Here is a 23,713-nt window from a genome sequence, read left to right on the forward strand (position 1 = left end):
GAATCGTAAAACTATCGGGTACTCAAAATCAGTGGAAATGCATGACAAGATAATCGGCACATTCATCGAACGTGAACATTATCTGCAATGACCTGATCTACATATTGAATACGTGACCAATACGGGGTCCATAGAAACAGTAGCCATATAGATAATGCTGCCTGACGTTATCTTTCTCAAGAATAATTTATAACGGAGTGCTTTATGATCAATAATCCTATTTTTAAAGGGTTCAATCCCGATCCGTCTATTTGCCGTCGTAATGATGATTATTATGTGGCCGTTTCCTCTTTTGAATGGTTTCCCGGCATACCGATTTACCATTCTACGGATTTAAAAAACTGGACGTTGTATACCCACGTTTTGAGTGATGAAAAGTACGTTGATTTAACGCGACTGCCTTCGGCAAAGGGAATCTGGGCACCTTGCCTGACGTGGTGCGAGGAAGAACAGCTTTTTTACGTCATTTACGGCGTCATGAACTCGATGCATGGCCGATATTTCGATGTGGACAATTATTTGATTACCGCGCCGGAAATTACCGGTCCCTGGAGTGAGCCTGTCTATTTGCATTCCGGTGGTTATGATGCCTCGATTTTGCATGATGATGACGGGCGGAAATGGATTGTGGCCGTCGACTGGGAAACGCGCGATGGCCACAATGGCGCGATTTCTCTGGTGGAGTATTCGCCAGAAACGCGGTCCGTCATCGGTTACCCGAAAAGGATCTGGTCGGGCATGACGGGAATCGGTGCGGAAGGGCCGCACCTGACAAAGCGTGGGCGTTACTATTATCTGATGTGCGCGGAAGGCGGAACGGGCTACGGGCATTGTGTGACGATGGCACGGGCGGAACAGGTCTGGGGGCCTTATGAAAGCGATGCGAGCAACCCGATTCTCACGTCGGTAAATCCGACGCTGTTTGAAAAGAATAATGCGGAATATGAGAAGCCTGATTTTTCTATTTTAGGCGTGAAAGACTATCTGCGGCCGGAGTGTTTTAACCCAGAGGTGAAAATACAAAAAGCGGGTCATGGCAGCTATGTCGAAACGCCGGAAGGAGAGGTGTATTTAGTCCATCTTTGCGCGCGACCTTTCCGGCCAGAATTATGCTGCCCGCTAGGGCGTGAATCGGGAATACAGAAAATGCGCTGGACGGCGGATGGCTGGATGCGGCTGGCGGGAGATGACAATATTGCGAAAGAGATGGTCGAGCCGAGCGCCTTGCCGGAATCACCGTCGTTCGTGCCGCCCGTGCGCGACCACTTTGATGATGACTCGCTCGCTCTGCATTACTACGCCCCACGAATTCATCCTAACTCGTTTACCGATCTGGAAAGCCGGGCAAGCCATGTCAGTTTACGCGGGCAGGAGTCGCTCAGTTCCACGAATAAAGTCAGCCTGCTGGCCAGAAAATTGACCTCTGTTTATGCAACAGTGAAAACCAAAATGCATTTTACGCCAGAGGTGTTCCAGCATAGTGCAGGGCTGGTGTTGTACTACGACAATATGAATTACCTCTACTTACAAAAGCACTATGACGAAGAAAATCAGTGCGCAGCGCTCGCCGTTATCCATATGGGAAATGGCGCGAAGCGTGAAGACTGGCAGGGCAGCACGCGGCTTAGCGCCGATGCGGTTTATTTACGGCTGACGATTGAAGGGCGGTCGATATTCTTCGCCTGGTCGTATGACGATGTGCATTATCAATCGGTCGGAAAGGTCTATGAAACGATCAAATTCTCGGATGAATATAGCCAACATGGCGAATTTACCGGAACGTTTGTTGGGATTGCCTGTGTAGACAGTGTATTGCACCAGCATGCTGCCGCATTTGATTTCTTCGACTATCAGACGGACGAAGCCCGAGACGTTGAATAATTATCGTCATAGATAACTATGCGTCATAAATAACCATGTGTCATAAATAACTATGCGTCAGAAATAACCATGGACGTTGACGTCTTGTTTACCCATTAACCACAGCAACCGTGCTCCGCGATGGCGCACGGTTGTTCCTTTTTTGTGCATAGAAATTGAGCGTCTCAGTTTAATTTCATAAAAATCAACAGGGTAAAAGCTGGCATGGTTTTCGCTTTAGTGAATTCAATCTTGTATACCAGATGGGATTCACATCATGCCAAGAATGACAGGGCTCACGCTTCAGGAATGGAAACAGCATTATCAACAGCAGGCCGATCGTGTTGGTGAAACGTTAGGCGCGCTGCTCGCCAGCTTGTCGTCGGACGATCCGGCGTGGATCGCGTTAGCGACACCTGAATTGCTTCAGGCACAGATTGCGGCGCTGTTGCCCCGATATCGTGACAATCCAGATGCGCTGCCGCTGTTCGGCGTTCCTTTTGCCGTCAAAGACAATATTGATGTCGCGGGCTTTCCAACAAGTGCGGCGTGTCCGGCATTTACCTATCTGGCCGACGAAGACGCGACTGCCGTTGCCAAACTGAAAGCGGCGGGGGCGATTGTCATTGGTAAAACCAACCTCGACCAGTTTGCGACCGGTCTGGTCGGCACGCGCTCACCGTTCGGTGTGGTGCCAAACACCTTTAATGCGGAATACATCAGCGGCGGTTCCAGTTCAGGATCGGCTTCGGTACTGGCGCGCGGGCTGGTTGCGTTTTCGCTGGGAACCGATACCGCCGGGTCGGGGCGCGTTCCTGCCGGGTTTAACAATATTGTCGGCCTGAAGCCGACGAAAGGGTGGCTATCGGCAAGCGGTGTCGTACCTGCCTGTCGCCTGAATGATACGATTTCCGTGTTTGCGCTGACCGTCGACGATGCATTTACCGTTGCTGAACTGGCTGGCGGGTACGATGCAACGGATGCCTACTCGCGCAGCCATCCCGCCAGTACGCCTGCGGCACTGCCAGCGAATCCACGCTTTGCTATTCCCAGCGATCCCACTTTCTTTTCTGATGCTGTCGCGCAGACGGCATGGCAGCACGCGCTGGTGGAATTGGAAGCAGCGGGCGCGACGCTGCACCCGATCGATTTCAGTATCTTCACGCAGCTAGCCGATCAGCTTTATCAAGGCCCCTGGGTAGCGGAACGCACGGTCGCGGTGGGCGACATGCTGCAACAGCCAGAAAATATGGATCCGGTGGTGCATGGCATTGTGGCGAACGGTGAGCGCTTCAGCGCGGTAGAGGCGTTTAAAGCTGAGTACCTGCGTGCCGAACTGGCGCGTCAGATTCAGCAGACGCTGGCGTCGTTCGATGCATTAGTCGTACCGACTTCGCCGACGATCCACACGCGTGAAGCGATGAAGCAAGAGCCGGTGCGTTACAACTCTCAGTTGGGCACTTACACCAACTTTACCAATCTGGCCGATCTCTCGGCGCTGGCGCTACCAGCACCTTTCCGTACCGATGGTTTACCGGCGGGAATCACGCTGATTGCGCCCGCCTGGCATGACCGCGCATTAGCCAGCTTTGGCCTGCGCTGGCAGGCGCAATTAGCGCTCACGCTGGGAGCAACAGGAAAAGCGCTGCCCGCAGTATCAGGCACCTTGCCGCCTTCGGCATTGCACGTTCGCCTCGCCGTTGTTGGCGCACACCTGACGGGCATGCCGCTCAATCACCAACTGACCAGCCGCGATGCCGTGCGGGTAGAAGAGACGCACACGGCGGAGAACTATCGCCTTTATGCGCTGGCGAACACGCAACCGGCCAAGCCCGGTTTAGCGAAAAGCACCGACGGCGCGGCGATTATCGTCGAGCTGTGGGACATCCCGCTGGCACGCTTTGGTGAGTTTGTCGCAGAAATTCCCGCGCCGTTAGGCATGGGTACGCTGACGTTAATCGACGGGCGACAGGTTAAAGGCTTTATCTGCGAACCGGCTGCGCTGAGCGATGCCGTGGATATCACCGAATTTGGCGGCTGGCGTCACTGGCTTACCCGTCAGGAGGCGTCCCATGTTTAAGACGGTATTGATCGCTAACCGCGGTGAAATTGCCTGTCGCGCTATACGCACGCTGAAACGCCTGGGAATAACCAGCGTGGCGATGTATTCCGATGCGGATAAAAACGCGCAGCATGTGAAAGACGCAGATATTGCTGTACCGATTGGCGGCGAGAAGGCCAGCGACAGCTATCTGTGTATCGATAAGGTACTGGCTGCCGCCCAACAGACGGGGGCAGAGGCTGTCTGGCCGGGCTACGGTTTTCTGTCAGAAAGCCTGCCATTTGCCGCCGCGTGTGAAAAGGCCGGCATTGCGTTTGTCGGGCCAACCGCGCAGCAAATTGGCGAGTTTGGCCTGAAACACCGCGCCCGTGAATTGGCCGCTGCTGCCGGTGTGCCGATGACGCCGGGAACGCCGCTGCTGGCCTCGCTGGAGGACGCGCTGGTCGCCGCCGAAGACATCGGCTATCCGGTCATGCTGAAAAGTACCGCGGGGGGCGGCGGCATTGGCCTGACGCGCTGCGCGGATGCAGAAGCACTACAGGCTGCGTGGGAAAGCGTGCGCCGGTTGGGTGAACAGTTCTTTAGCGATGCAGGCGTTTTTCTTGAACGCTGCATCGATCGGGCGCGTCACGTCGAAGTACAGATTTTTGGCGATGGTAAAGGCCGCGTGGTGGCGCTGGGTGAACGCGATTGTTCACTGCAACGCCGTAACCAGAAAGTCGTGGAAGAAACCCCCGCACCGCATTTGCCGGACGCTACGCGAGCAGAGCTGCTGGCCTCGGCGGTGAAGCTCGGCGAGCTGGTTAACTACCGCAGTGCGGGAACGGTGGAATATATCTACGACGCCGAGCGCGATGCGTTCTTTTTCCTCGAAGTGAATACCCGTTTGCAGGTTGAACATCCGGTGACGGAGTGCGTCACCGGGCTGGATTTGGTCGAATCCATGCTGCGCGTCGCGGCGGATGAACCATTGGACTGGGCACAACTAATGCAGGCTCCGCGTGGCGCCGCGATAGAGGTGCGTATTTACGCGGAAGATCCGCTGAAAAACTTCCAGCCTAGCCCCGGCGTGCTGACCGAAGTGGCGTTTCCCGATGGCGTGCGGGTTGACGGCTGGGTGAGCACCGGCACCGAAGTATCGGCGTATTACGATCCGATGATCGCCAAACTGATCGTTCACGCGGAAACCCGTGAACTGGCGCTGGATAAGATGCAACAGGCGCTGAATGCCACACGTTTGCACGGTATTGCCACCAATCTGGATTACCTGCGCCAGATTGTCGCTACCGACGCATTCCGTAATGGAACCGTGTGGACGCGGATGCTCGACAGCTTTACGCCATCTGCCTCGGTGATTGAAGTGATTCAACCCGGTACCTGGAGCAGCGTGCAGGACTATCCCGGACGCCTTGGCTATTGGGATATCGGCGTGCCACCGTCTGGCCCGATGGACGACTTCGCGTTTCGGCTGGCGAACCGTATTGTCGGCAACGATGAGGCCGCGGCAGGGCTGGAGTTTACGCTGCAAGGCCCGACGCTGCGTTTTCACCGCGAGGCGGTGATTGCGCTGACGGGCGCAGACTGTCCGGCGACGCTGGATGGAGAAACGGTGCCATACTGGCAACCGGTGACGGTAACGGCCGGGCAAACACTGACGCTGGGGCGCGCGCAGTCTGGCTGTCGTACCTATCTGGCAGTACGCAACGGCATTGATGTGCCGCAATATCTCGGTAGCCGTTCGACGTTCGCGCTGGGGGAATTTGGCGGTCATGCCGGACGAACGCTGCGCGTGGCGGATATGCTGGCGATTTCTCAACCCGACTTGCCCGCCTGCACTACGCCCGCGCCGGTGAGCGCCCCGCAGTCCGTAGACGCCGCACTGATTCCGCACTACGGCGATGAGTGGCGCATTGGCGTGCTCTATGGCCCACATGGCGCACCGGATTTCTTTACCCATGCGGCGATTGATGAATTCTTCGCAGCGGAATGGCAGGTGCACTACAACTCGAACCGGCTGGGCGTGCGTCTGGTCGGGCCGAAACCCACCTGGACGCGGGCGAACGGCGGCGAGGCGGGTCTGCATCCTTCTAACGTTCACGACTGTGAATATGCCATTGGCGCCGTGAATTTTACCGGCGATTTCCCGGTGATCCTCACACGGGACGGGCCGAGTCTGGGCGGATTTGTCTGTCCGGTCACCATCGCCAAAGCGGAACTGTGGAAAGTCGGTCAGGTTAAGCCGGGCGACCGTATCCGTTTCCATCCTATTAGCGCGGACGAAGCGCTGGCGCTGGAACAGGCGCAGTCTACCTGCGTGTCCACGCTGGGTACGGCGCATTCGCCCACGTTTGATGTGCCTTCGTTGGCGACAACGGAATACGGTTCTGCCACGGTGCTGGCTGCGGTACCCGCTACGGCGACGACACCCGCTGCCGTGTATCGTCAGGCGGGGGATAACTACATTCTGATCGAATACGGTGAGAACGTGCTCGATCTGGCACTGCGGCTGCGTGTTCACCTGCTAATGGTAGCGATCCGCGCCTCAGAAACGGCGGGGATCGAAGAACTGTCGCCCGGCGTGCGGTCGCTACAGGTGCGCTACGACAGCCGAATTATCCGTCAGCATGCGCTGTTGGACGTGCTGCTGCATCTGGAAAGTCAGCTTGGCGACGTGAGCCAGATGAAAGTGCCGTCGCGCATCGTCTATTTGCCGATGGCGTTTGAAGACAGCGCTACGCTCGGCGCGGTGGAACGCTACCGTGAAACCGTACGCGCCAGCGCACCCTGGCTGCCGAATAACGTCGATTTCATTCAACGCATTAATGGCTTGGCGAGCCGTAATGATGTGCGCGACATCATTTTCGATGCCAGCTACCTGATTCTGGGATTAGGTGACGTTTATCTCGGCGCGCCCTGTGCGGTGCCGGTCGATCCGCGCCACCGTCTGCTGAGTTCCAAATACAATCCGGCGCGTACTTTCACCGCCGAAGGCACCGTTGGTATCGGCGGGATGTACATGTGCATCTATGGCATGGATTCGCCGGGCGGCTATCAACTGGTGGGGCGCACGCTGCCTATCTGGAACAAATTCCTCAAAAACGATCAATTCATTGCGGGTGAACCGTGGCTGCTGCGTTTCTTCGATCAGGTGCGGTTTTATCCGGTCAGCGAAGCCGAACTTACGGCGCTGCGTGATGACTTCCGCGAAGGACGCGCGGCAATTCGCATCGAAGAAACCCAATTTGATTTTGCTGAACACTCACGCTTCCTGACGACGCAGGCCGACGATATTGCCGCGTTCCGCCAGCGTCAGGCCACGGCGTTTGAAACGGAAGTGGCGCTGTGGCAGCAGGAGGATGACAGCACGCCGCAGGACGTGGTTTCGGCCGCGCCTGTGGAGAACGACGAGAGCGCGTTTCAGGTCAGCGCGGATATGAACGGCAACATCTGGAAAGTGTTGGTGAACGTGGGGGATGTTATCGAAGCCGGACAGCCGCTGATTATCGTCGAAGCGATGAAGATGGAGCTGACGATTAGCGCACCGCAATCTGGTCGGGTGAAACGCATTGGTTGCCAGCCGGGACGACCGGTCAGCCCCGGCGATGCCTTGCTGTGGCTGGAGTAAGAACCGATTGAAACGAAAGCGAAAGCCTGAATAAACGGACCAACGGTAATAAACGGTGAAACGGAGAACACGATGCGAGCAGGCACACAAAAGAGCAGTAAAGATCGCCCGGAAGTGCTGGCGGAGCGGGTCTATCAAACGCTGAAAAACGACATTTTCGACTTTCGTCTGATGCCGGGTGACCGCTTTAGTGAAAATGAAATTGCCGAGCGGATGTCGGTCAGCCGCACACCGGTGCGTCAGGCGCTGTTCTGGCTGGAGCGGGAAGGCTATGTCGAAGTCTATTTCCGCAGCGGCTGGCAGGTTCGTCCGTTTGATTTCGAATATTTCGAAGAACTGTATGACTTTCGCATTGTGCTGGAGCGCGAAGCCATTCGTCGGCTGTGCGGGATGCCGCCGGGGCGCTGCACCGAGCTATTGGCGGACCTGAAACGCTTCTGGATTGAGGATCCGCGTCTGGACGACGGCAAGATCGTCTCCCGCTACGACGAAGGGTTTCACCGTGGGCTGGTGACGGCGGCGGGCAACAGCGAAATGGCGCGGGTTCATGGCGAACTGACGGAGAAAATCCGCATTATTCGCCGTCTCGATTTCACCCGCGAGGATCGTATCGACGCAACCTATAAAGAACATGCCCGCATTCTGCTGGCGATATTGCAACAGCACACCGAGGAGGCACAGCGCATTCTGACCGATCACATCGCCGTCAGTAAGGCCGAAGTCAGAAAGATCACCTTACACATGCTACAGCAGGCGCGGCCTCAATCGGTTTCAACCGCATCTGTTTCACCTGACGCCTCACATGATTCCATTCTCACTCAACACGACTTAAGGGCTAATAAATGAAAAGACGTTCATTGCTAAAAGTTTTTGCGCTTTCTGCGACAGTGGTTGGTATGGGGTTGACCTGGAGCGTGCAGGCGGCGGACACCATCAAAGTCGGCATTATGCATTCGCTGTCCGGTACGATGGCGATTTCGGAAACGCCGCTGAAGGATGTGGCGCTGATGACCATTGATGAAATCAATGCCAAAGGCGGCGTGTTGGGTAAAAAACTGGAGCCGGTGGTGGTCGATCCAGCGTCAAACTGGCCGCTGTTTGCCGAGAAAGCGCGTCAACTGCTGACGCAGGACAAAGCGGCGGTGGTGTTCGGCTGCTGGACATCGGTGTCGCGCAAGTCGGTCCTGCCGGTGTTTGAGGAATTGAACGGGCTGTTGTTCTACCCGGTGCAGTATGAAGGTGAAGAGATGTCGCCGAACGTGTTCTACACCGGCGCGGCACCGAATCAGCAGGCGATCCCAGCCGTGGAATACCTGATGAGTGAAGACGGCGGGGCGGCGAAGCGTTTCTTCCTGTTGGGTACGGACTATGTGTATCCGCGTACCACCAACAAGATCCTGCGCGCGTTCCTGCATTCCAAAGGCGTGCAGGATAAAGATATTGAGGAAGTGTATACGCCGTTTGGCCACAGCGATTATCAGACCATCGTTTCCAACATCAAGAAGTTCTCGACGGGCGGTAAGACCGCAGTGGTTTCCACCATCAACGGTGATTCCAACGTGCCGTTCTATAAAGAGCTGGCGAATCAGGGAATCAAAGCCACCGATGTACCGGTTGTCGCGTTCTCTGTCGGTGAAGAAGAGCTGCGCGGGATCGATACCAAACCGCTGGTCGGCCACTTAGCCGCGTGGAACTACTTTGAGTCGGTCGATAACCCAACCAATGCCGACTTCGTGGAAGCCTACAAAGCCTATGCCAAAGCGAAAAACCTGCCGAACGCGGGCACGGTGGTGACTAACGATCCGATGGAAGCCACGTATGTCGGCATTCATATGTGGGCGCAAGCGGTAGAGAAAGCGGGCACCACGGACGTAGATAAAGTCCGCGCCGCGATGGCCGGACAGACCTTTGCCGCACCGGATGGCTTTACGCTGACGATGGACAAGACCAACCACCATCTGCACAAGCCGGTGATGATTGGTGAGATTGAGGAAAACGGTCAGTTCAACGTGGTCTGGCAAACCGATCAGCCGGTCCGTGCCCAGCCGTGGAGCCCGTACATCGCCGGCAATGATAAGAAACCCGATCATCCAATCAAAGCCGCGCAGTAAGCATCGGTCCTATACGCCCCGTCCAGTATGTCGGACGGGGATATTCCCTCTCTTATATGGCGGACATTGCGATGATGAGTCATCGATTATCTACGTTTGTGCTGTCGCTGTGTCTGATGTTTCCCCTGTTCGCGCAGGCTGGGCCTGCGGCTGATTTCGCCGCCGCCAGCCGCACGCAGCAGGCTGAATTGTTGCAACAATGGGCCGCTGCGCCGGAACCCGCACGTTTGCCGCTGTTACAGGCGCTGCGCGACGAGTCGGTCGTGCTTGATCGGAACCAGCAACCGTTTATGGACGTGCAGGGCACGTTAACCCCGCTGGAAGGGAATGCGGAACCGGTGGGCGCGACCAAAAAATTGTTTATGAATAACCGGTTGCGTGGGCTGGTGGCCACCGCGCTGGCTTCGCATCAACTCGTCAGCGATGATGCCGCAACGCGCCTGAATGCCGTGCGACAGCTACAGAGCGACAGCAGTGCGGAACAACTGCCGCTGTTGGTACAGCGTCTTCGCGTAGAGAAAGATGCGCAGGTACATGACGCGCTGAATACCGCTATTGCGACTCGGCAGCTAAGCGACCCCAATTCGCTGGTGCGTCTTGAGGCGGTCAAACGCTTAGGGCAGACCGGCGACCCGCAGATGCAGGCGCGTTTACAGCCGCTAACGCAGGCGCAGAACGAGCCGGATACCGGCGTGCGGGCGGCGGCGCAGGAGAGCCTGGATCAGATTAAGCAAAGTTTGATCGTGGGCGATCTGCTGGGGCAGGCGTTTACCGGGCTATCGCTCGGCTCTATCCTGCTGCTGGCGGCGCTGGGACTGGCGATTACTTACGGGCTATTGGGCGTTATCAACATGGCGCACGGCGAAATGCTGATGCTGGGCGCGTACGCGACCTGGCTGGTGCAGTCCCTGTGCCAGCAGTTTGCGCCGAGCTGGCTGGCGTATTACCCGCTGCTGGCGCTGCCTGTTGCCTTCTTTATCACCGCTGGCGTCGGTATGGTTCTGGAGCGTACGGTGATTCGCCATCTTTATGGCCGACCGCTGGAAACGCTGCTGGCGACCTGGGGTATCAGCCTGATGCTGATCCAACTGGTGCGGATGCTGTTCGGTACGCAAAATCTGGAAGTTGCAAACCCCGCGTGGCTGTCTGGCGGGCTGCGCCTGTTGCCGAATCTGGTACTGCCGTATAACCGCATCGCGGTGATTGTGTTCGTCCTCGGCGTGCTGCTGCTCACCTGGCTACTCCTCAATAAAACCCGTCTTGGCATGAATGTGCGTGCGGTGACGCAAAACCGTGCGATGGCGGACTGCTGCGGCGTGCCGACCGGGCGCGTCGATATGCTGGCTTTTGGGCTGGGCTCCGGCATCGCCGGGCTGGGCGGCGTAGCGCTGTCGCAACTGGGCAACGTCGGGCCGGAATTGGGACAAGGTTACATCATTGATTCCTTCCTCGTCGTCGTGCTGGGCGGCGTTGGGCAACTGGCGGGGACGGTGGTCGCTGCGTTCAGCCTCGGCATTCTTAATAAAGTGCTCGAGCCGCAGATTGGTGCCGTGCTGGGAAAAATCGTCATTCTGATATTGATCGTGCTGTTTATTCAGAAACGGCCACAGGGGCTGTTTGCATTCAAAGGACGGGTGATTGACTGATGACGCAACCTATTACGCAACCCATTAAACAGCCCATGACAATAACCCTGACGCAGCGTGCGCCGCGGCTCATGCTTGGTCTTGGTTCGATCGTTTTTCTGGCTTTGCTGGTCCTGCCGTTTCTCGCGCTATTGCCCGCAGAGAATCCGCTCGCGATCTCGACCTATACGCTGACGCTGATCGGCAAAATTCTATGCTATGCAATTGTCGCCGTCGCGCTGGATCTGGTGTGGGGCTACGCCGGGCTGCTGTCGCTCGGTCACGGCCTGTTTTTTGCGCTGGGCGGCTACGCGATGGGCATGTACCTGATGCGGCAGGCGGCGGGTGAAGGAATGCCTGCGTTTATGTCATTTCTGTCGTGGACGGAACTGCCGTGGTTTTGGGCCGGAACCCAGCATTTCGTCTGGGCGCTGTGCCTGATTGTGCTGGTGCCGGGCATACTGGCGTTTGTGTTCGGCTGGTTTGCGTTCCGTTCCAAAATCAAAGGCGTGTATTTCTCAATCATGACGCAGGCGCTGACCTACGCTGGCATGCTGCTGTTCTTCCGTAACGAAACCGGCTTTGGCGGTAATAACGGATTTACCGGTTTTACGACGCTGCTCGGTTTCCCCATTACGGCTACCGGTACGCGCATTGGGCTGTTTGTCGCTACCGTGCTGCTGTTGATTGCCAGCCTGCTGGTGGGATTTGCGCTGGCGCGCAGTAAATTTGGTCGCGTACTCACAGCGGTGCGTGATGCGGAAAACCGTCTGATGTTCTGCGGCTACGATCCGAAAGGCTTCAAGCTGTTTGTCTGGACCCTTTCTGCGGTGCTGTGCGGGCTGGCGGGCGCACTCTATGTGCCGCAGGTCGGCATTATCAATCCTGGCGAAATGTCGCCGACCAACTCCATCGAAGCCGCCATTTGGGTGGCGCTGGGCGGGCGCGGAACGCTGATCGGACCGCTGCTCGGCGCGGGCATCGTCAACGGGGCGAAAAGCTGGTTTACCGTCGCCTTTCCCGAATACTGGCTGTTCTTTTTGGGGCTGATGTTTATTCTCGTCACGCTGTTTTTGCCGCGTGGCGTGATTGGATTACTGACGAGGAAGAAACATGACTGAGTCTTTATCTGTGCCATCGGTTCCAGTGCCTTCACAAACCGCGCTTTCACAAACGGTTGCGGCTCAGCCCGTATTGATGGAACCAAAGTTCGCGCAACCGCACCCGTCGGATCGCCATCGGCATCAGACCGATCCGGTGCTGCAACTCGACAAGATTAACGTGAGTTTTGACGGCTTCCGTGCGCTTACCGATCTCTCATTGCAGATTGGCGTAGGGGAACTGCGCTGCATCATCGGCCCAAACGGCGCGGGGAAAACGACGTTGATGGATGTCATCACCGGAAAAACGCGACCGGATAACGGCAAGGCATTTTACGATCAATACACCGATCTGACGACGCTGTCGCCGGTAGACATCGCCCGTGCGGGAATTGGCCGGAAATTCCAAAAACCGACGGTATTTGAAGCGCTGACGGTGTTTGAAAACCTCGATATCGCATTGAAAACGGATAAATCGGTGTGGGCGAGTCTGCGTGCCAGACTGAACAGCGAGCAGCGTGACCGGATTGATGAGACGCTGGCGCTGCTGCGGCTCGGTCATGAACGTCAGCGACCTGCTGGGCTGTTGTCGCATGGGCAAAAGCAGCTTCTGGAGATTGGCATGCTGCTGGTACAAGAGCCGCATTTACTGCTGCTTGATGAACCTGCGGCGGGGATGACGGACGCCGAAACGGCCTATACCGCCGAGCTATTTCGCAGTCTGGCGGGAAAACACTCGTTGATGGTAGTGGAACACGATATGGGCTTTGTCGAGAGCATCGCTGACCGCGTGACCGTGCTGCATCAAGGGCAGGTGCTGGCGGAGGGATCGCTGCGTGAAGTGCAGGCGAATGAGCAGGTGATTGACGTTTATCTGGGGCGCTAACATGTTAGAGATTGCTGAACTGAATCAATATTACGGCGGTAGCCACATTCTGCGCGGACTGTCGTTTGAGGTAAAACCCGGCGAAATTACCTGTCTGTTAGGGCGCAACGGCGTGGGGAAAACCACGTTGCTGAAATGCCTGATGGGGTTGATTCCGGCGAAGTCCGGCACGATTCGCTGGCAGGGCGAAGCGATTAACTCACGTAAACCCTATCAGCGCGTGCAGTCTGGCATTGCCTACGTGCCGCAGGGGCGAGAGATTTTTCCTCGTCTGACGGTGGAAGAGAACCTGCTGATGGGGCTGTCACGCTTTCCGGGCAAACAGGCGCGGCAGGTGCCGGATGAAATCTATCAACTTTTCCCGGTGCTGGATGAAATGAAGCAGCGGCGCGGCGGCGATTTGTCCGGTGGACAACAACAACAGTTGGCGATTGGACGTGCGCTAGCCTGTAAACCGCAACTGCTGATTCTGGATGAGCCGACGGAAGGTATACAGCCGTCGGTAATCAAAGAGATCGGCTCAGTCATCCGCCAACTGGCACAGCGTGGTGACATGGCGATTCTGCTGGTCGAGCAATTTTACGACTTCGCCGCCGAACTGGCCGACAGCTATCTGGTGATGTCACGCGGGGAAATCATACAGCGCGGGCGAGGTGAAACGATGGAACAGGACGGCGTGCGGGGTCTAGTCGCGATTTAAATGTGTCCACGCTGCCAGGACAAAAATTTCAGGCTGAACGAATAAACTGTGTAAAATACGACCTTAAGAGGATAATTCATTGTTTACCTTCAGCTAAGAGGGAAAAGGAACTTAAGGATGAGTAAACCGCTGAAGATTTTTGCTGTTATCGGCATCATCGTTGCTGCTGCAGCCGCTACGATATGGCCATATATCAACATGAATTTTTCCGGTAGTGCGCACTATACCGAACAGGATGAAAGGGAATATGCGTTCTATACCCCCGATATTCTGAAAAATATGCCGCGCATTACCGCTCGCTATGATTTCAATTTTTCGAACGTAACCGGCCCGGAAGCTAAAGTATGGACGGTGAATTTTTATGGTACTGAAGATACCAGCAAGGTTCATACGTATCTGACGTCAATGGGTTATGAGAAGCAGGATCGTTGCGATGTTGAGGCTGAATGTTGGCGAGCGGCGGGCACGCATGATGTTGTGACGGTGGCGACGTTCGATACAGATAAAAGCGTGGTGGTGCAGGTTTACAGCAGTCCGTATATTGAGTCATTGCCACTCAAATAATCATGTCAGGCGCAATGGCTCCATTGTACTTAAGTTTCAGCGTCATTCCTTTTGTTCCTTAACCACATTTTTGCATTAGAGGATTTTAATTTCAATACATATGAATTAACATATGTGTATATGGAGTGTATTGAGAGCCAAAAATGCTACAGCCCGTCCAACTTTTCAAAATCCTTTCCGATGAGACTCGGCTATCCATCATCCTGCTGCTCAGAGAAGCGGGAGAATTGTGCGTCTGTGATATCTGCGCTGCCACCACGGAGTCTCAGCCTAAAATTTCCCGCCATATGGCAATATTACGTGAGTCAGGTTTAGTTCTTGATCGCCGTGAAGGGAAATGGATTCATTATCGATTGTCGCCACACATGCCAGCTTGGGCCGCAGAAACGATTAGTACCGCATGGCAATGCCTGCGTGATGACGTGCGTCTGTGTCTAGCTAAATCCGCTTCTTCTTCATGCTGAAATAGGAAGAGATATATTCTTTTTTCCATATGTGATGAGGTTTGAAATGTTATTGGCAGGAATCATATTTTTACTGACCTTGATCCTGGTGATTTGGCAACCCAGAGGTCTCAGTATCGGATGGAGTGCCAGCATCGGGGCCGTATTCGCGCTGTTCAGCGGGGTCATTCACCTCAATGATATTCCGGTTGTCTGGAATATTGTCTGGAACGCGACGGCGACGTTTATTGCGGTGATTGTCATCAGCCTATTGCTTGATGAATCGGGTTTTTTTGAATGGGCGGCATTGCACGTATCCCGATGGGGAAACGGGCGCGGGCGTCTGTTGTTTACCTGGATTGTTTTACTGGGCGCTGCTGTTTCTGCGTTGTTTGCCAATGACGGCGCTGCGCTGATCCTCACGCCGATTGTGATTGCGATGCTGTTGGCTTTGGGGTTCAGCACTGGTACGACGCTGGCATTCGTTATGGCTGCAGGATTTATTGCTGATACGGCTAGCCTGCCGCTGATTGTTTCTAATCTGGTTAACATTGTGTCTGCCGATTTTTTCAACCTTGGGTTTGCTGAATATGCATCGGTTATGGTTCCCGTCGATATTGCAGCGATTATCGCGACGTTGATTATGTTACACCTGTTTTTTCGCAAGGATATCCCTGCAACCTACGACGTATCTCGGCTGAAAGCACCGGCAAGTGCCATTAAAGATCTGGCAACGTTCAGAGCGGGTTGGATTGTTTTGGTGCTTTTGCTTACCGGATTTTTCGTCCTCGAACCTTTGGGGATTCCCGTCAGTGCTATTGCGGCCGTGGGCGCAACTATTCTGCTCGCAGTGGCAAAAAAAGGTCATGCCATCAATACGGGTAAGGTACTGCGTGGTGCGCCATGGCAGATCGTAATTTTCTCACTCGGTATGTATTTAGTGGTCTATGGCCTGCGCAACGCGGGGTTAACAGAATATCTTTCCAGTATTCTGAATCTGTTTGCGGAGAAAGGACTGTGGACTGCCACACTTGGCACTGGCTTTATGGCCGCACTGCTTTCCTCAATCATGAACAATATGCCCACCGTGTTGATTGGTGCCTTATCTATCGACGGCAGCACCGCATCTGGTGTTGTTAAAGACGCAATGATTTATGCCAACGTCATTGGTTGCGATTTAGGACCCAAAATTACGCCTATTGGCAGCCTGGCGACACTGCTTTGGTTACATGTGTTATCACAGAAAAACATGACGATCAGTTGGGGATACTATTTCCGTATCGGAATTGTCATGACACTGCCTGTGCTGCTTGTCACGCTGGTTGCGCTGGCACTGCGGCTATCCATCACGCTGCCATGAGATATCGATATGAGCAAAATAACGATTTACCACAACCCCGACTGCGGCACCTCGCGTAATACGCTGGAGATGATCCGTAATAGCGGTGCGGAACCCACGGTGATTTACTATCTTGATACGCCGCCTTCGCGTGATGAACTGGTGACGCTCATTGATGACATGGGAATCACGGTTCGAGCCTTGCTGCGCAAGAACGTAGAACCTTACACACAACTGGGGCTTGCTGAAGAAAGATTTACTGACGAACAGCTCATTGATTTCATGTTGCAATATCCGATCCTGATAAACCGTCCGATTGTCGTTACTCCGTTGGGAACCCGACTATGTCGTCCATCAGAGCAGGTGCTGGATATTCTTCCCGATCCGCAGCGAGGCGTATTCACCAAAGAAGATGGTGAAAAAGTCACTGATAAATTGGGCCAACGCGTGAAATAGAGCCAGAAGGAGTCATCTGGCTCAATGCGCTTTCTCACAGCACCTTATTCAAAAAGTTGATCGTCCGCGGGTGGCGAGGGTGGTTCAGCACCTGCCAGGAATCGCCGCTTTCGACAATTTTCCCGTCTACCATGAACACCACACGGTCAGCGACTTCGCGCGCAAAGCCGATTTCATGTGTGACGACAACCAGCGTTACGCCGGATCGGGCGAGCGATTTGATCACATCCAACACTTCCCCAACCAGCTCGGGATCGAGCGCGGACGTCGGTTCATCAAACAACATCACTTTCGGCTTAAGTGCCAGCGCGCGGGCGATGGCGACGCGCTGCTGCTGGCCGCCAGACAGGTGACGGGGATAAGACTGTGCTTTATGGCGCAAGCCGACGCTTTCCAGCAGAGTAAAGGCAATATCTTCGGCTTCCTGACGCGAATACAGCTTATGCGCCAACGGGGCTTCAATGATGTTTTCCAACACGGAAAGGTGTGGGAACAGATTGAAGTTCTGAAACACATAGCCGACGTTGATGCGCTGGCGTAGTACTTCCTTTTCTTTCAATTCATAGAGCGTATTTCCTTTGCGCCGATAGCCGATGTAGTCGCCGTCGATGCGGATAAAACCTTCATCCACGCGCTCAAGGTGATTAATGGTACGCAGCAGCGTGGATTTGCCCGAACCGGACGGCCCCAGGATCACCGTGACAGAACCGGGTGCCAGCGTCAGATTGATATCCTCCAGCGCTTTGTGCTGACCAAAGTGTTTCGCCACGTTGCGGATCTCAATCAGCCCGCGAGCGCTTTCTGCCTGTGGCTGTGCGGTGGTGCGCGCGTGAGCAAAGTAGTCGATAGCTTCAGACATGGTGACTCTCCAGAATTGGGTAGATTAACGTGCGTGCTTACGCGTGAGGAAACGGATGAGCCTCTGGCGCGGTGTTGGCGGCATTTCACGCACGGCACCGCGGGACACATAGCGTTCCACGTAGTATTGGATGACGGATAGCACCGTGGTGATCAGCAGATACCAGATCGTAGCGACCATCAGTAGCGGAATAACCTGCTGCGTACGGTTGTAAATGACCTGAACGGTATAAAACAGCTCTGGCAGCGCCAGTACGTAAACGATCGACGTGCCTTTTGCCAGACTGATGATCTCATTGAAACCGGTCGGCAGAATCGAACGCAGCGCCTGTGGCAGAATGATGCGCACTGTACGGCGGCCGCCGGGCAGACCGAGTGCTGCGGAGGCTTCAAACTGGCCGGCATCGACGCCAAGAATGCCGCCGCGAATGATCTCTGCCGTATAGGCGGATTGCACCAGCGTCAGGCCGAGTACCGCGACGGAAAACTGATCCAGTAAATCGATGGTTGGATAGCGCAGGAAGACCACGGAGGTAAACGGAATTCCCAGCGCCAGCTCGTCATAGAGATACGAGAAATTGTAGAGAATGATCAGCACCAGAATCAGCGGCAGCGATCGGAATAGCCAGATATACAGCCACGATAGCGTGGACAGCAGATAAGACGGCGAAAGCCGAGCCAGCGCCAATGCGGTGCCGAAAATAATGCTGAATAACGTGCCCAACGCGGTCAACAGCAGCGTTTGCCCCAGACCGGCGAGAATGACTGGATTGAAAAACCACTCGGCAAAGACTGCCCATTCCCAGCGCGGGTTCAGCGCAATGGACTGAATAACCCCGGCAAAAATAAACAGGGAGAATAGTGCCCCGGCAACACGAAAGGGATAACGCGCGGGCACAACGTGCAACGGCGGTTCCTGTGTCTGGCCCAGCGGTGCTTGCTGAGAAGACGTGTGTAGAGATTGCGTCATAATCGATACCCTTTGAAGGTGATTCTGAAAAACGTCCTTTTGCTTTTAATCACCGCACAGGGTGAGTCTCGGTGTGCTGGGGTCAACACACTTTCAAATGGCGAGCGATAAGATCGACTTCCGTTTGGCGAGCAGCCTGAGGCGCTGCTACGTCAAACAGCGCTTTCTTAAACGGCAGCCGTCCATCGTAAGGCGGAATGCTGTAGGTTGCGGGATCGACGCGGATATCGAACTGAGGCGTATAACCGTGGCTCAGATAGAGGTTCACCGCTTCTGGCTGGCGGAAACCCGTGGTCAGGAAAAAGTGCTGATAGCCTAACCGACGGGCGTGCTGCTCCAGCTCCTGCATTACTTTTCCTGCCAGCCCCTGACGACGCAGTGAGCTATCCGTCCATACCCGCTTAATTTCGGCAGTAGTGCTGTCGTAGCGTTTAAACGCGCCGGTGGCAATCGGTACGCCCCGACGCAGCAGCGCAATAAAAATGCCGTGCGGCTGCTGGTAGATTCCCGGTGGATCGCTTTCCCGCTCACCAAAAAAGTCGCCATAGCGCTGTTCATATTCCGCGAACAAGCCGTCGATAATAGGGGCCACGATAGGGTCCTCGGGCTGGGTCACAATGAAGATGTCGTCGGACATGGGATGCTCCTGATTCGTTAACATATTTGAGCTATCGGTAACCATTGCGTGTCTAGCGTGGCGTCCCGATAGCCATCGGCGATATTAATCGCCCAGTCCTGGCGGATTGATTTCTGAACGGTCAATACGTTCGATGCTTTCTCCCCAGCGGTTCAGCACCTTGTCGTATTCACCGCTTTTAATTACGCCGTTCAGCGCGGTATTAATTGGCTGTACTAGCCCGCTGCCTTTGCGCGTGGTGACCGCGATATGTGCGACGTTGGGGTAGCCGCCGTTGACCGTACCGACATGCTTAACCTTGCCAGTCAGCTCCGCTTTGTAGGCACCGATCACGTTGGGGCCGAAATAGGCATCGGAACGACCGGATTGCAGACTCAGGTTGGCGGCCGCATCGTCCGTGACATAAACCGGCTGAAAAGCGGGCAGGCCGTTAGCGCGATTCTGCTTATCCCACGCCAGCAGCACCGCTTCCTGATTGGTGCCGGAGCCGACAATAATCTTCAGTCCAGCGATGTCCTTTGCTTCCTTAATGGAATGAATCTTACTGGTGGATTTCACATAGAAGCCGAGTGAGTCGATGCGGTAGGTGGCGAAATCGAACTTTTCCTTACGTGTTTTGGTGACGGTAATGTTGATGATGGCGGCGTCATACTTACCGGAAGCGACGCCGAGCGGCCAGTCTTCCCATGAGGTGGGGACAATATTGAGTTCCAGACCGAGGCTATCGGCCACCAGCCTGGCGATATCCGGCTCGCTGCCTACTACGGTTTTGTTGTCGTCGGCCAGAAACGCCAGCGGCGGTGACGATCCCAGCGCGGCAATCGCGACAGTGAATTTACCCGGCGTGACGAAGGTAAAGTCAGCAGGAATCTGTGCGATAGCCTCCGCATTTTTCGGGGCATGGATCGGCTGCTGATTGGCTTTCAGGTCGATGGCAGCCTGTGCTGTCGTGACGGAAAATGTGCCGAGCAGCAGCGATCCCGTCAGTAGCCTTGTCAACAGCGATGAACGTACACGATGCGTCTTGGATGAATAAGCGATCTCTTTTTGCATTTGTCTTTCCCTTGCAGGTGAGTTGTTATAATTGTGACGCTGTCACTTTGTGGTGTGCCATTTTTACTTAATCACCGATACCTGGCGGGTTCACGACGGACTGTGTAATTTTTTCATCGTCTTCCCCCCAGCGGTCCAGCACCTGCGCATAGCTGCCGTTGTGGATTGCGCCATTGATGGCGGTGCTGATGGGCTGCGCCAGACCGTTACCTTTCTGCGTGGTGACCGCGACGTAAGCAACCGTCGGACCTTTGCCTACCATGCGTGTCTTGCCTGTCAGCGCCGCTTTATAGGCCCCGATGGAGTGCGGACCGAAAAACGCATCGACGCGCCCGGACTGAATGCTCAGGTTGGCGGCAGCATCATCGGTGACGTAGACAGGCTGTACGGGAGGAAGGCCGTTGGCGCGGTTTTGCCGATCCCAGCCCAGCAGAATGTTTTCCTGATTGGTGCCGGAACCGACAATCACTTTCAGACCTGCCACGTCCTCCGGTTTGTTAATCGACGTAATCTTGCTGGTCGATTTCACGTAGAAACCCAGCGTATCAATGCGATACGTGGCGAAGTCGAACTTCTCTTTGCGGAGCTTTGTCACCGCGATATTGAAAATGGCGGCGTCATATTTCCCCGCGGTGATGCCTAGCGGCCAATCTTCCCAAGAGGCGGGCACCAGTTTCAGCTCCAGCCCGAGGCCGTCGGCAACCAGTCGCGCGATATCGGCATCGCTGCCGATAAGCGTTTTGTTATCGTCAGCCAGCAGCGACAGCGGCGGTGAACTGAGCGCCGAGACAGCAATCGTCAGTTTTCCCGGCGTCACGAATTTGAAATGAGCTGGGATCTGCGCGATAGCCTCAGCGTTTTTCTCAGTACGAATAGGCGTTTGGTTGGCTTTCAGGTCGATACGGCTAACGAATCCCGCATCTTGCGCTTGCGCATGGGTTACCAGCGTGGCGCTCAATAATGTCGCCAGACCGGTCACGCTGATAAAAGAGGAACGCTTCACGGTGAATCTCCTGTTGCGCGAATTAACGCGTGAATTGATTCACCGGATAATCCAGCGCCAGATTTTCCCGCAGCGTGTAGCCGGGATACTCCTGACGGAACAGGCCGCGCTGTTGCAGTAGGGGAACGACGCGATCGACAAAGTGGTTGAGCGTATCCGGCGTGCCGCCCTGAATGATGAAGCCGTCGGCGGCACCGTTTTCAAACCAGAGTTGTAAGCCATCCGCCACCTGTTCGGGCGTACCGCTGAAAACGGGGCGCGGTGACGCCGCTTCCAGCGCGACCTGCCGCAGCGTTAAGCCTTTTTCCTGCGCGTTGCGTTTGATTTCATCGGTGGTGCTGCGGAAGCTGTTTTTCCCCAGATCGCCGATATCGGGGAACGGTTCATCCAGCGGATGCTGTGAGAAGTCGTAGTGCTCAAAGTAGCGTCCCAGATAATTGAGTGCATCCTCAATCGTGACCAACTGGGCGGTTTCCTGATACTGACGCTCGACGTCCTCCGCGTCGTTGCCAACAATCACGCTGACGCCCTGAAAAACATGCAGTTGATCGGCCCGGCGACCGTTTTCTTCCAGCTTCTGTTTTACCTCGCGGTAATAACGTTGCGATTCTTCCAGCGTGTGTTGATGGGTGAAGATGGCATCGGCGTGTTTGGCGGCCAATTTTTGGCCGTCTTCAGATGCACCGGCCTGAAACACAATAGGGCGACCCTGCGCGGATCGGCCAATATTCAGCGGCCCCTGTACCGAGAAGAATTCCCCTTTATGGTTCAGCGTGTGCAGCTTTTCGGGATCGAAAAACTGTCCGCTGGCTTTGTCACGAATAAAGGCATCGTCTTCCCAGGAATCCCACAGGCCTTTCGCCACCTGAAGGAATTCATCGGCAATACGGTAGCGCAGCGCGTGTTCGGGGTGCTGTGCGCGGGAAAAGTTTTTCGCCGATCCTTCCAGCGGCGATGTCACCACGTTCCAGCCTGCGCGACCGTTGCTCAGGTGGTCAAGGCTGGCGAATTGCCGGGCGGTGGTGAAGGGTTCGGAATACGACGTCGAGAGCGTACCGACCAGACCAATATGGGTGGTGACGGTAGCCAGCGCAGACAGTAATGTCAGAGGTTCAAAGCGATTGAGAAAGTGGGGGATCGATTTTTCATTGATATACAGGCCGTCGGCCACGAAGACAAAATCAAATTTCCCTTGTTCGGCTTTTTTTACCGCATCCAGAACAAAACCAAAATTAATGCTGGCGTCGGGTACGACGTTTTTATGTCGCCACGCGGACATATTTCCTGCTGCGCCTTGTAATAGTAAACCCAGTCTTAATTGTCGGTTTGAAGATGTGTGTTTTTTACTCATTATCAGGAACCTTTTATTAATTGAATGTGCTTGTTATTCGTTGAATATGTTTATTCTTAATTGGTCGTACTTCCATGAAAGTGAAAACAGTCCGTCAATAAACCGGCTATCAATTAACAAGCCATCAATAGGCATTCACGTATTCAAAGAAAGGTTAATAGGGCGTTAATGGCGTGTTTTCACTATTGATGAGGCGAGACGTGATGTAAAACAACAAAAATGGATAATGAAATTCGAAAATTTCAGATGATGACGCGGCTTATTTTGTTAGTATAATGTTAATGATCGTGTCTCTCGCCGTATTTAAAGGAAGCATTTAATGTCTGATCTTGTTGCTGAACGACTCGTTACCGCGAATGACGCGGCTCTCTCTGCGGCGGTTGCCATCGTTGACCAGCAGGCGTTTCGCGATGCGATGGCAAAGCTGAGCGCGGCGGTCAATGTCGTTACGACGGATGGCCCGGCAGGTAAGGCCGGATTTACGGCATCCGCCGTGTCCAGCGTCAGCGATTCGCCCGGTACGCTGCTGGTGTGTCTGAATCGCGGGTCGTCGGTATATCCCACGTTTCAGGCGAATACGCATTTGTGTATCAATACGCTGACCGCTCATCATGAAGCGCTGTCGTCGCTGTTTGGCAGTCGCTCGTCTACCGAAGAACGGTTTGCGGCGGCGGAGTGGGACGTGTTACATACGGGCTCGCCGGTGTTGCGGGATGCGTTAGTGGCGTTTGACTGCGTGGTTGAAGAGGTGGTGAGCGCGGCGACGCACGATATTTTCATTTGCCGGGTGTTAACGATTAAGCAGGGCGAAAGCACTGATGGTCTGGTGTATTTTTCCCGCCGTTATCATGCGGTTCGTGGTTAATGAAATACACTGACTATACGTTAAGCCATATACGTGCGTTGAGCGGTGGTAATGGATAGATCGTAAAGACGCTGCAAGTACCTCCCTTGTATCTTGAACCATGTAGTGGGTGGTGGTTAGCTACCATCACCTGAAACAGGGTGAATCTGGTACTTCCTATAAGGTCAGACCTTGTCTTACAGCTGAGATCCCCTGTTTCACCTTT

The 23,713-nt window shown here is 54.8% G+C and carries 21 protein-coding genes; 15 read left to right on the top strand and 6 right to left on the bottom strand.

Annotated elements, in window-relative coordinates:
• The 14 genes from Q3A88_RS20165 to arsC form a co-directional block, all read left to right on the top strand.
• Positions 1 to 91 (top strand): IS1 family transposase (locus tag Q3A88_RS20165; protein ID WP_317178542.1); only part of this gene is annotated, 91 nt, incomplete at its 5' end.
• A 113-nt stretch (positions 92 to 204) separates the two neighbouring features.
• On the top strand, positions 205 to 1,881 hold the full coding sequence (locus tag Q3A88_RS20170) for a glycoside hydrolase family 43 protein (RefSeq protein ID WP_317178530.1): 1,677 nt from the start codon (positions 205 to 207) through the stop codon (positions 1,879 to 1,881).
• 256 nt (positions 1,882 to 2,137) lie between these two features.
• On the top strand, positions 2,138 to 3,940 hold the full coding sequence (gene atzF / locus Q3A88_RS20175) for an allophanate hydrolase (protein ID WP_317178531.1): 1,803 nt from the start codon (positions 2,138 to 2,140) through the stop codon (positions 3,938 to 3,940).
• Positions 3,933 to 7,547 carry an urea carboxylase gene (gene uca, locus Q3A88_RS20180; protein WP_317178532.1) on the top strand — a complete coding sequence of 1,205 codons (3,615 nt, stop codon included), beginning with the start codon at positions 3,933 to 3,935 and terminating at the stop codon, positions 7,545 to 7,547. The genes atzF and uca overlap by 8 nt, the downstream gene beginning before the upstream one ends.
• 72 nt (positions 7,548 to 7,619) lie before the next feature.
• Positions 7,620 to 8,393 carry a GntR family transcriptional regulator gene (locus Q3A88_RS20185; protein ID WP_317178533.1) on the top strand — a complete coding sequence of 258 codons (774 nt, stop codon included), beginning with the start codon at positions 7,620 to 7,622 and terminating at the stop codon, positions 8,391 to 8,393.
• The gene (urtA, locus tag Q3A88_RS20190; protein ID WP_039286352.1) at positions 8,390 to 9,658 is read left to right on the top strand and encodes an urea ABC transporter substrate-binding protein; all 1,269 of its coding nucleotides are present in this window, start codon (positions 8,390 to 8,392) and stop codon (positions 9,656 to 9,658) included. Before Q3A88_RS20185 ends, urtA begins: the two co-directional genes overlap by 4 nt.
• Before the next feature lie 56 nt (positions 9,659 to 9,714).
• Positions 9,715 to 11,304, top strand: a complete 1,590-nt coding sequence (urtB, locus tag Q3A88_RS20195; RefSeq protein WP_317178534.1) for an urea ABC transporter permease subunit UrtB — start codon at positions 9,715 to 9,717, stop codon at positions 11,302 to 11,304.
• Between the two features lie 23 nt (positions 11,305 to 11,327).
• Positions 11,328 to 12,404, top strand: a complete 1,077-nt coding sequence (gene urtC, locus Q3A88_RS20200) for an urea ABC transporter permease subunit UrtC (RefSeq protein ID WP_205592456.1) — start codon at positions 11,328 to 11,330, stop codon at positions 12,402 to 12,404.
• A 76-nt stretch (positions 12,405 to 12,480) separates the two neighbouring features.
• On the top strand, positions 12,481 to 13,269 hold the full coding sequence (gene urtD, locus Q3A88_RS20205; RefSeq protein ID WP_181393579.1) for an urea ABC transporter ATP-binding protein UrtD: 789 nt from the start codon (positions 12,481 to 12,483) through the stop codon (positions 13,267 to 13,269).
• Between the two features lies 1 nt (position 13,270).
• The gene (gene urtE, locus Q3A88_RS20210; protein WP_100016819.1) at positions 13,271 to 13,969 is read left to right on the top strand and encodes an urea ABC transporter ATP-binding subunit UrtE; all 699 of its coding nucleotides are present in this window, start codon (positions 13,271 to 13,273) and stop codon (positions 13,967 to 13,969) included.
• 117 nt (positions 13,970 to 14,086) lie between these two features.
• Positions 14,087 to 14,533, top strand: coding sequence for a hypothetical protein (locus Q3A88_RS20215; RefSeq protein WP_317178535.1), 447 nt, complete (start codon positions 14,087 to 14,089; stop codon positions 14,531 to 14,533).
• 143 nt (positions 14,534 to 14,676) lie between these two features.
• Positions 14,677 to 14,997 (top strand): metalloregulator ArsR/SmtB family transcription factor, encoded by a 321-nt coding sequence (locus Q3A88_RS20220; RefSeq protein ID WP_110163277.1) that lies wholly within the window; start codon positions 14,677 to 14,679, stop codon positions 14,995 to 14,997.
• Positions 14,998 to 15,043: 46 nt separating this feature from the next.
• Positions 15,044 to 16,336: an arsenic transporter gene (locus Q3A88_RS20225; RefSeq protein WP_317178536.1), complete on the top strand. Its 1,293-nt coding sequence runs from the start codon at positions 15,044 to 15,046 to the stop codon at positions 16,334 to 16,336.
• Positions 16,337 to 16,345: 9 nt separating this feature from the next.
• Entirely contained in the window at positions 16,346 to 16,771 is a 426-nt protein-coding gene (gene arsC, locus Q3A88_RS20230) for a glutaredoxin-dependent arsenate reductase (RefSeq protein ID WP_317178537.1), read from the top strand.
• Between the two features lie 34 nt (positions 16,772 to 16,805).
• Here arsC and Q3A88_RS20235 read toward each other — a convergent pair whose 3' ends face one another.
• From Q3A88_RS20235 to Q3A88_RS20260, 6 genes are all read right to left on the bottom strand, one after another.
• On the bottom strand, positions 16,806 to 17,630 hold the full coding sequence (locus Q3A88_RS20235; protein WP_014915501.1) for an amino acid ABC transporter ATP-binding protein: 825 nt from the start codon (positions 17,628 to 17,630) through the stop codon (positions 16,806 to 16,808).
• Positions 17,631 to 17,654: 24 nt separating this feature from the next.
• Positions 17,655 to 18,599: an amino acid ABC transporter permease gene (locus Q3A88_RS20240; RefSeq protein ID WP_039501086.1), complete on the bottom strand. Its 945-nt coding sequence runs from the start codon at positions 18,597 to 18,599 to the stop codon at positions 17,655 to 17,657.
• Between the two features lie 82 nt (positions 18,600 to 18,681).
• Complete coding sequence (locus Q3A88_RS20245) at positions 18,682 to 19,236, bottom strand: GNAT family N-acetyltransferase (protein WP_010285686.1); 555 nt, start codon at positions 19,234 to 19,236, stop codon at positions 18,682 to 18,684.
• An 84-nt stretch (positions 19,237 to 19,320) separates the two neighbouring features.
• Positions 19,321 to 20,289 (bottom strand): ABC transporter substrate-binding protein, encoded by a 969-nt coding sequence (locus tag Q3A88_RS20250; RefSeq protein ID WP_317178538.1) that lies wholly within the window; start codon positions 20,287 to 20,289, stop codon positions 19,321 to 19,323.
• A gap of 67 nt (positions 20,290 to 20,356) precedes the next feature.
• Complete coding sequence (locus Q3A88_RS20255; RefSeq protein ID WP_317178539.1) at positions 20,357 to 21,292, bottom strand: ABC transporter substrate-binding protein; 936 nt, start codon at positions 21,290 to 21,292, stop codon at positions 20,357 to 20,359.
• A gap of 22 nt (positions 21,293 to 21,314) precedes the next feature.
• Positions 21,315 to 22,643, bottom strand: coding sequence for an LLM class flavin-dependent oxidoreductase (locus tag Q3A88_RS20260; RefSeq protein ID WP_317178540.1), 1,329 nt, complete (start codon positions 22,641 to 22,643; stop codon positions 21,315 to 21,317).
• Between the two features lie 319 nt (positions 22,644 to 22,962).
• Here Q3A88_RS20260 and Q3A88_RS20265 point away from each other — a divergent pair, with 319 nt between their 5' ends.
• Positions 22,963 to 23,508, top strand: a complete 546-nt coding sequence (locus Q3A88_RS20265) for a flavin reductase (RefSeq protein ID WP_317178541.1) — start codon at positions 22,963 to 22,965, stop codon at positions 23,506 to 23,508.
• Positions 23,509 to 23,713: the final 205 nt, after the last annotated feature.

Origin of the sequence: Pectobacterium sp. HCp5_1 (assembly GCF_032905925.1) — a bacterium.
GTDB classification, from domain to species: Bacteria; Pseudomonadota; Gammaproteobacteria; order Enterobacterales; family Enterobacteriaceae; genus Pectobacterium; species Pectobacterium brasiliense_A.

Coding starts and splice junctions, on each gene's coding strand:
- urtA (WP_039286352.1), top strand. CDS start 8,390: ATGAAAAGACGTTCATTGCTAAAAGTTTTTGCGCTTTCTGCGACAGTG.
- Q3A88_RS20225 (WP_317178536.1), top strand. CDS start 15,044: ATGTTATTGGCAGGAATCATATTTTTACTGACCTTGATCCTGGTGATT.
- Q3A88_RS20240 (WP_039501086.1), bottom strand. CDS start 18,599: ATGACGCAATCTCTACACACGTCTTCTCAGCAAGCACCGCTGGGCCAG.
- atzF (WP_317178531.1), top strand. CDS start 2,138: ATGCCAAGAATGACAGGGCTCACGCTTCAGGAATGGAAACAGCATTAT.
- Q3A88_RS20215 (WP_317178535.1), top strand. CDS start 14,087: ATGAGTAAACCGCTGAAGATTTTTGCTGTTATCGGCATCATCGTTGCT.
- Q3A88_RS20265 (WP_317178541.1), top strand. CDS start 22,963: ATGTCTGATCTTGTTGCTGAACGACTCGTTACCGCGAATGACGCGGCT.
- Q3A88_RS20250 (WP_317178538.1), bottom strand. CDS start 20,289: ATGCAAAAAGAGATCGCTTATTCATCCAAGACGCATCGTGTACGTTCA.
- Q3A88_RS20245 (WP_010285686.1), bottom strand. CDS start 19,236: ATGTCCGACGACATCTTCATTGTGACCCAGCCCGAGGACCCTATCGTG.
- urtD (WP_181393579.1), top strand. CDS start 12,481: ATGGAACCAAAGTTCGCGCAACCGCACCCGTCGGATCGCCATCGGCAT.
- Q3A88_RS20260 (WP_317178540.1), bottom strand. CDS start 22,643: ATGAGTAAAAAACACACATCTTCAAACCGACAATTAAGACTGGGTTTA.
- Q3A88_RS20235 (WP_014915501.1), bottom strand. CDS start 17,630: ATGTCTGAAGCTATCGACTACTTTGCTCACGCGCGCACCACCGCACAG.
- urtE (WP_100016819.1), top strand. CDS start 13,271: ATGTTAGAGATTGCTGAACTGAATCAATATTACGGCGGTAGCCACATT.
- arsC (WP_317178537.1), top strand. CDS start 16,346: ATGAGCAAAATAACGATTTACCACAACCCCGACTGCGGCACCTCGCGT.
- Q3A88_RS20185 (WP_317178533.1), top strand. CDS start 7,620: ATGCGAGCAGGCACACAAAAGAGCAGTAAAGATCGCCCGGAAGTGCTG.
- Q3A88_RS20170 (WP_317178530.1), top strand. CDS start 205: ATGATCAATAATCCTATTTTTAAAGGGTTCAATCCCGATCCGTCTATT.
- Q3A88_RS20220 (WP_110163277.1), top strand. CDS start 14,677: ATGCTACAGCCCGTCCAACTTTTCAAAATCCTTTCCGATGAGACTCGG.
- urtB (WP_317178534.1), top strand. CDS start 9,715: ATGGCGGACATTGCGATGATGAGTCATCGATTATCTACGTTTGTGCTG.
- uca (WP_317178532.1), top strand. CDS start 3,933: ATGTTTAAGACGGTATTGATCGCTAACCGCGGTGAAATTGCCTGTCGC.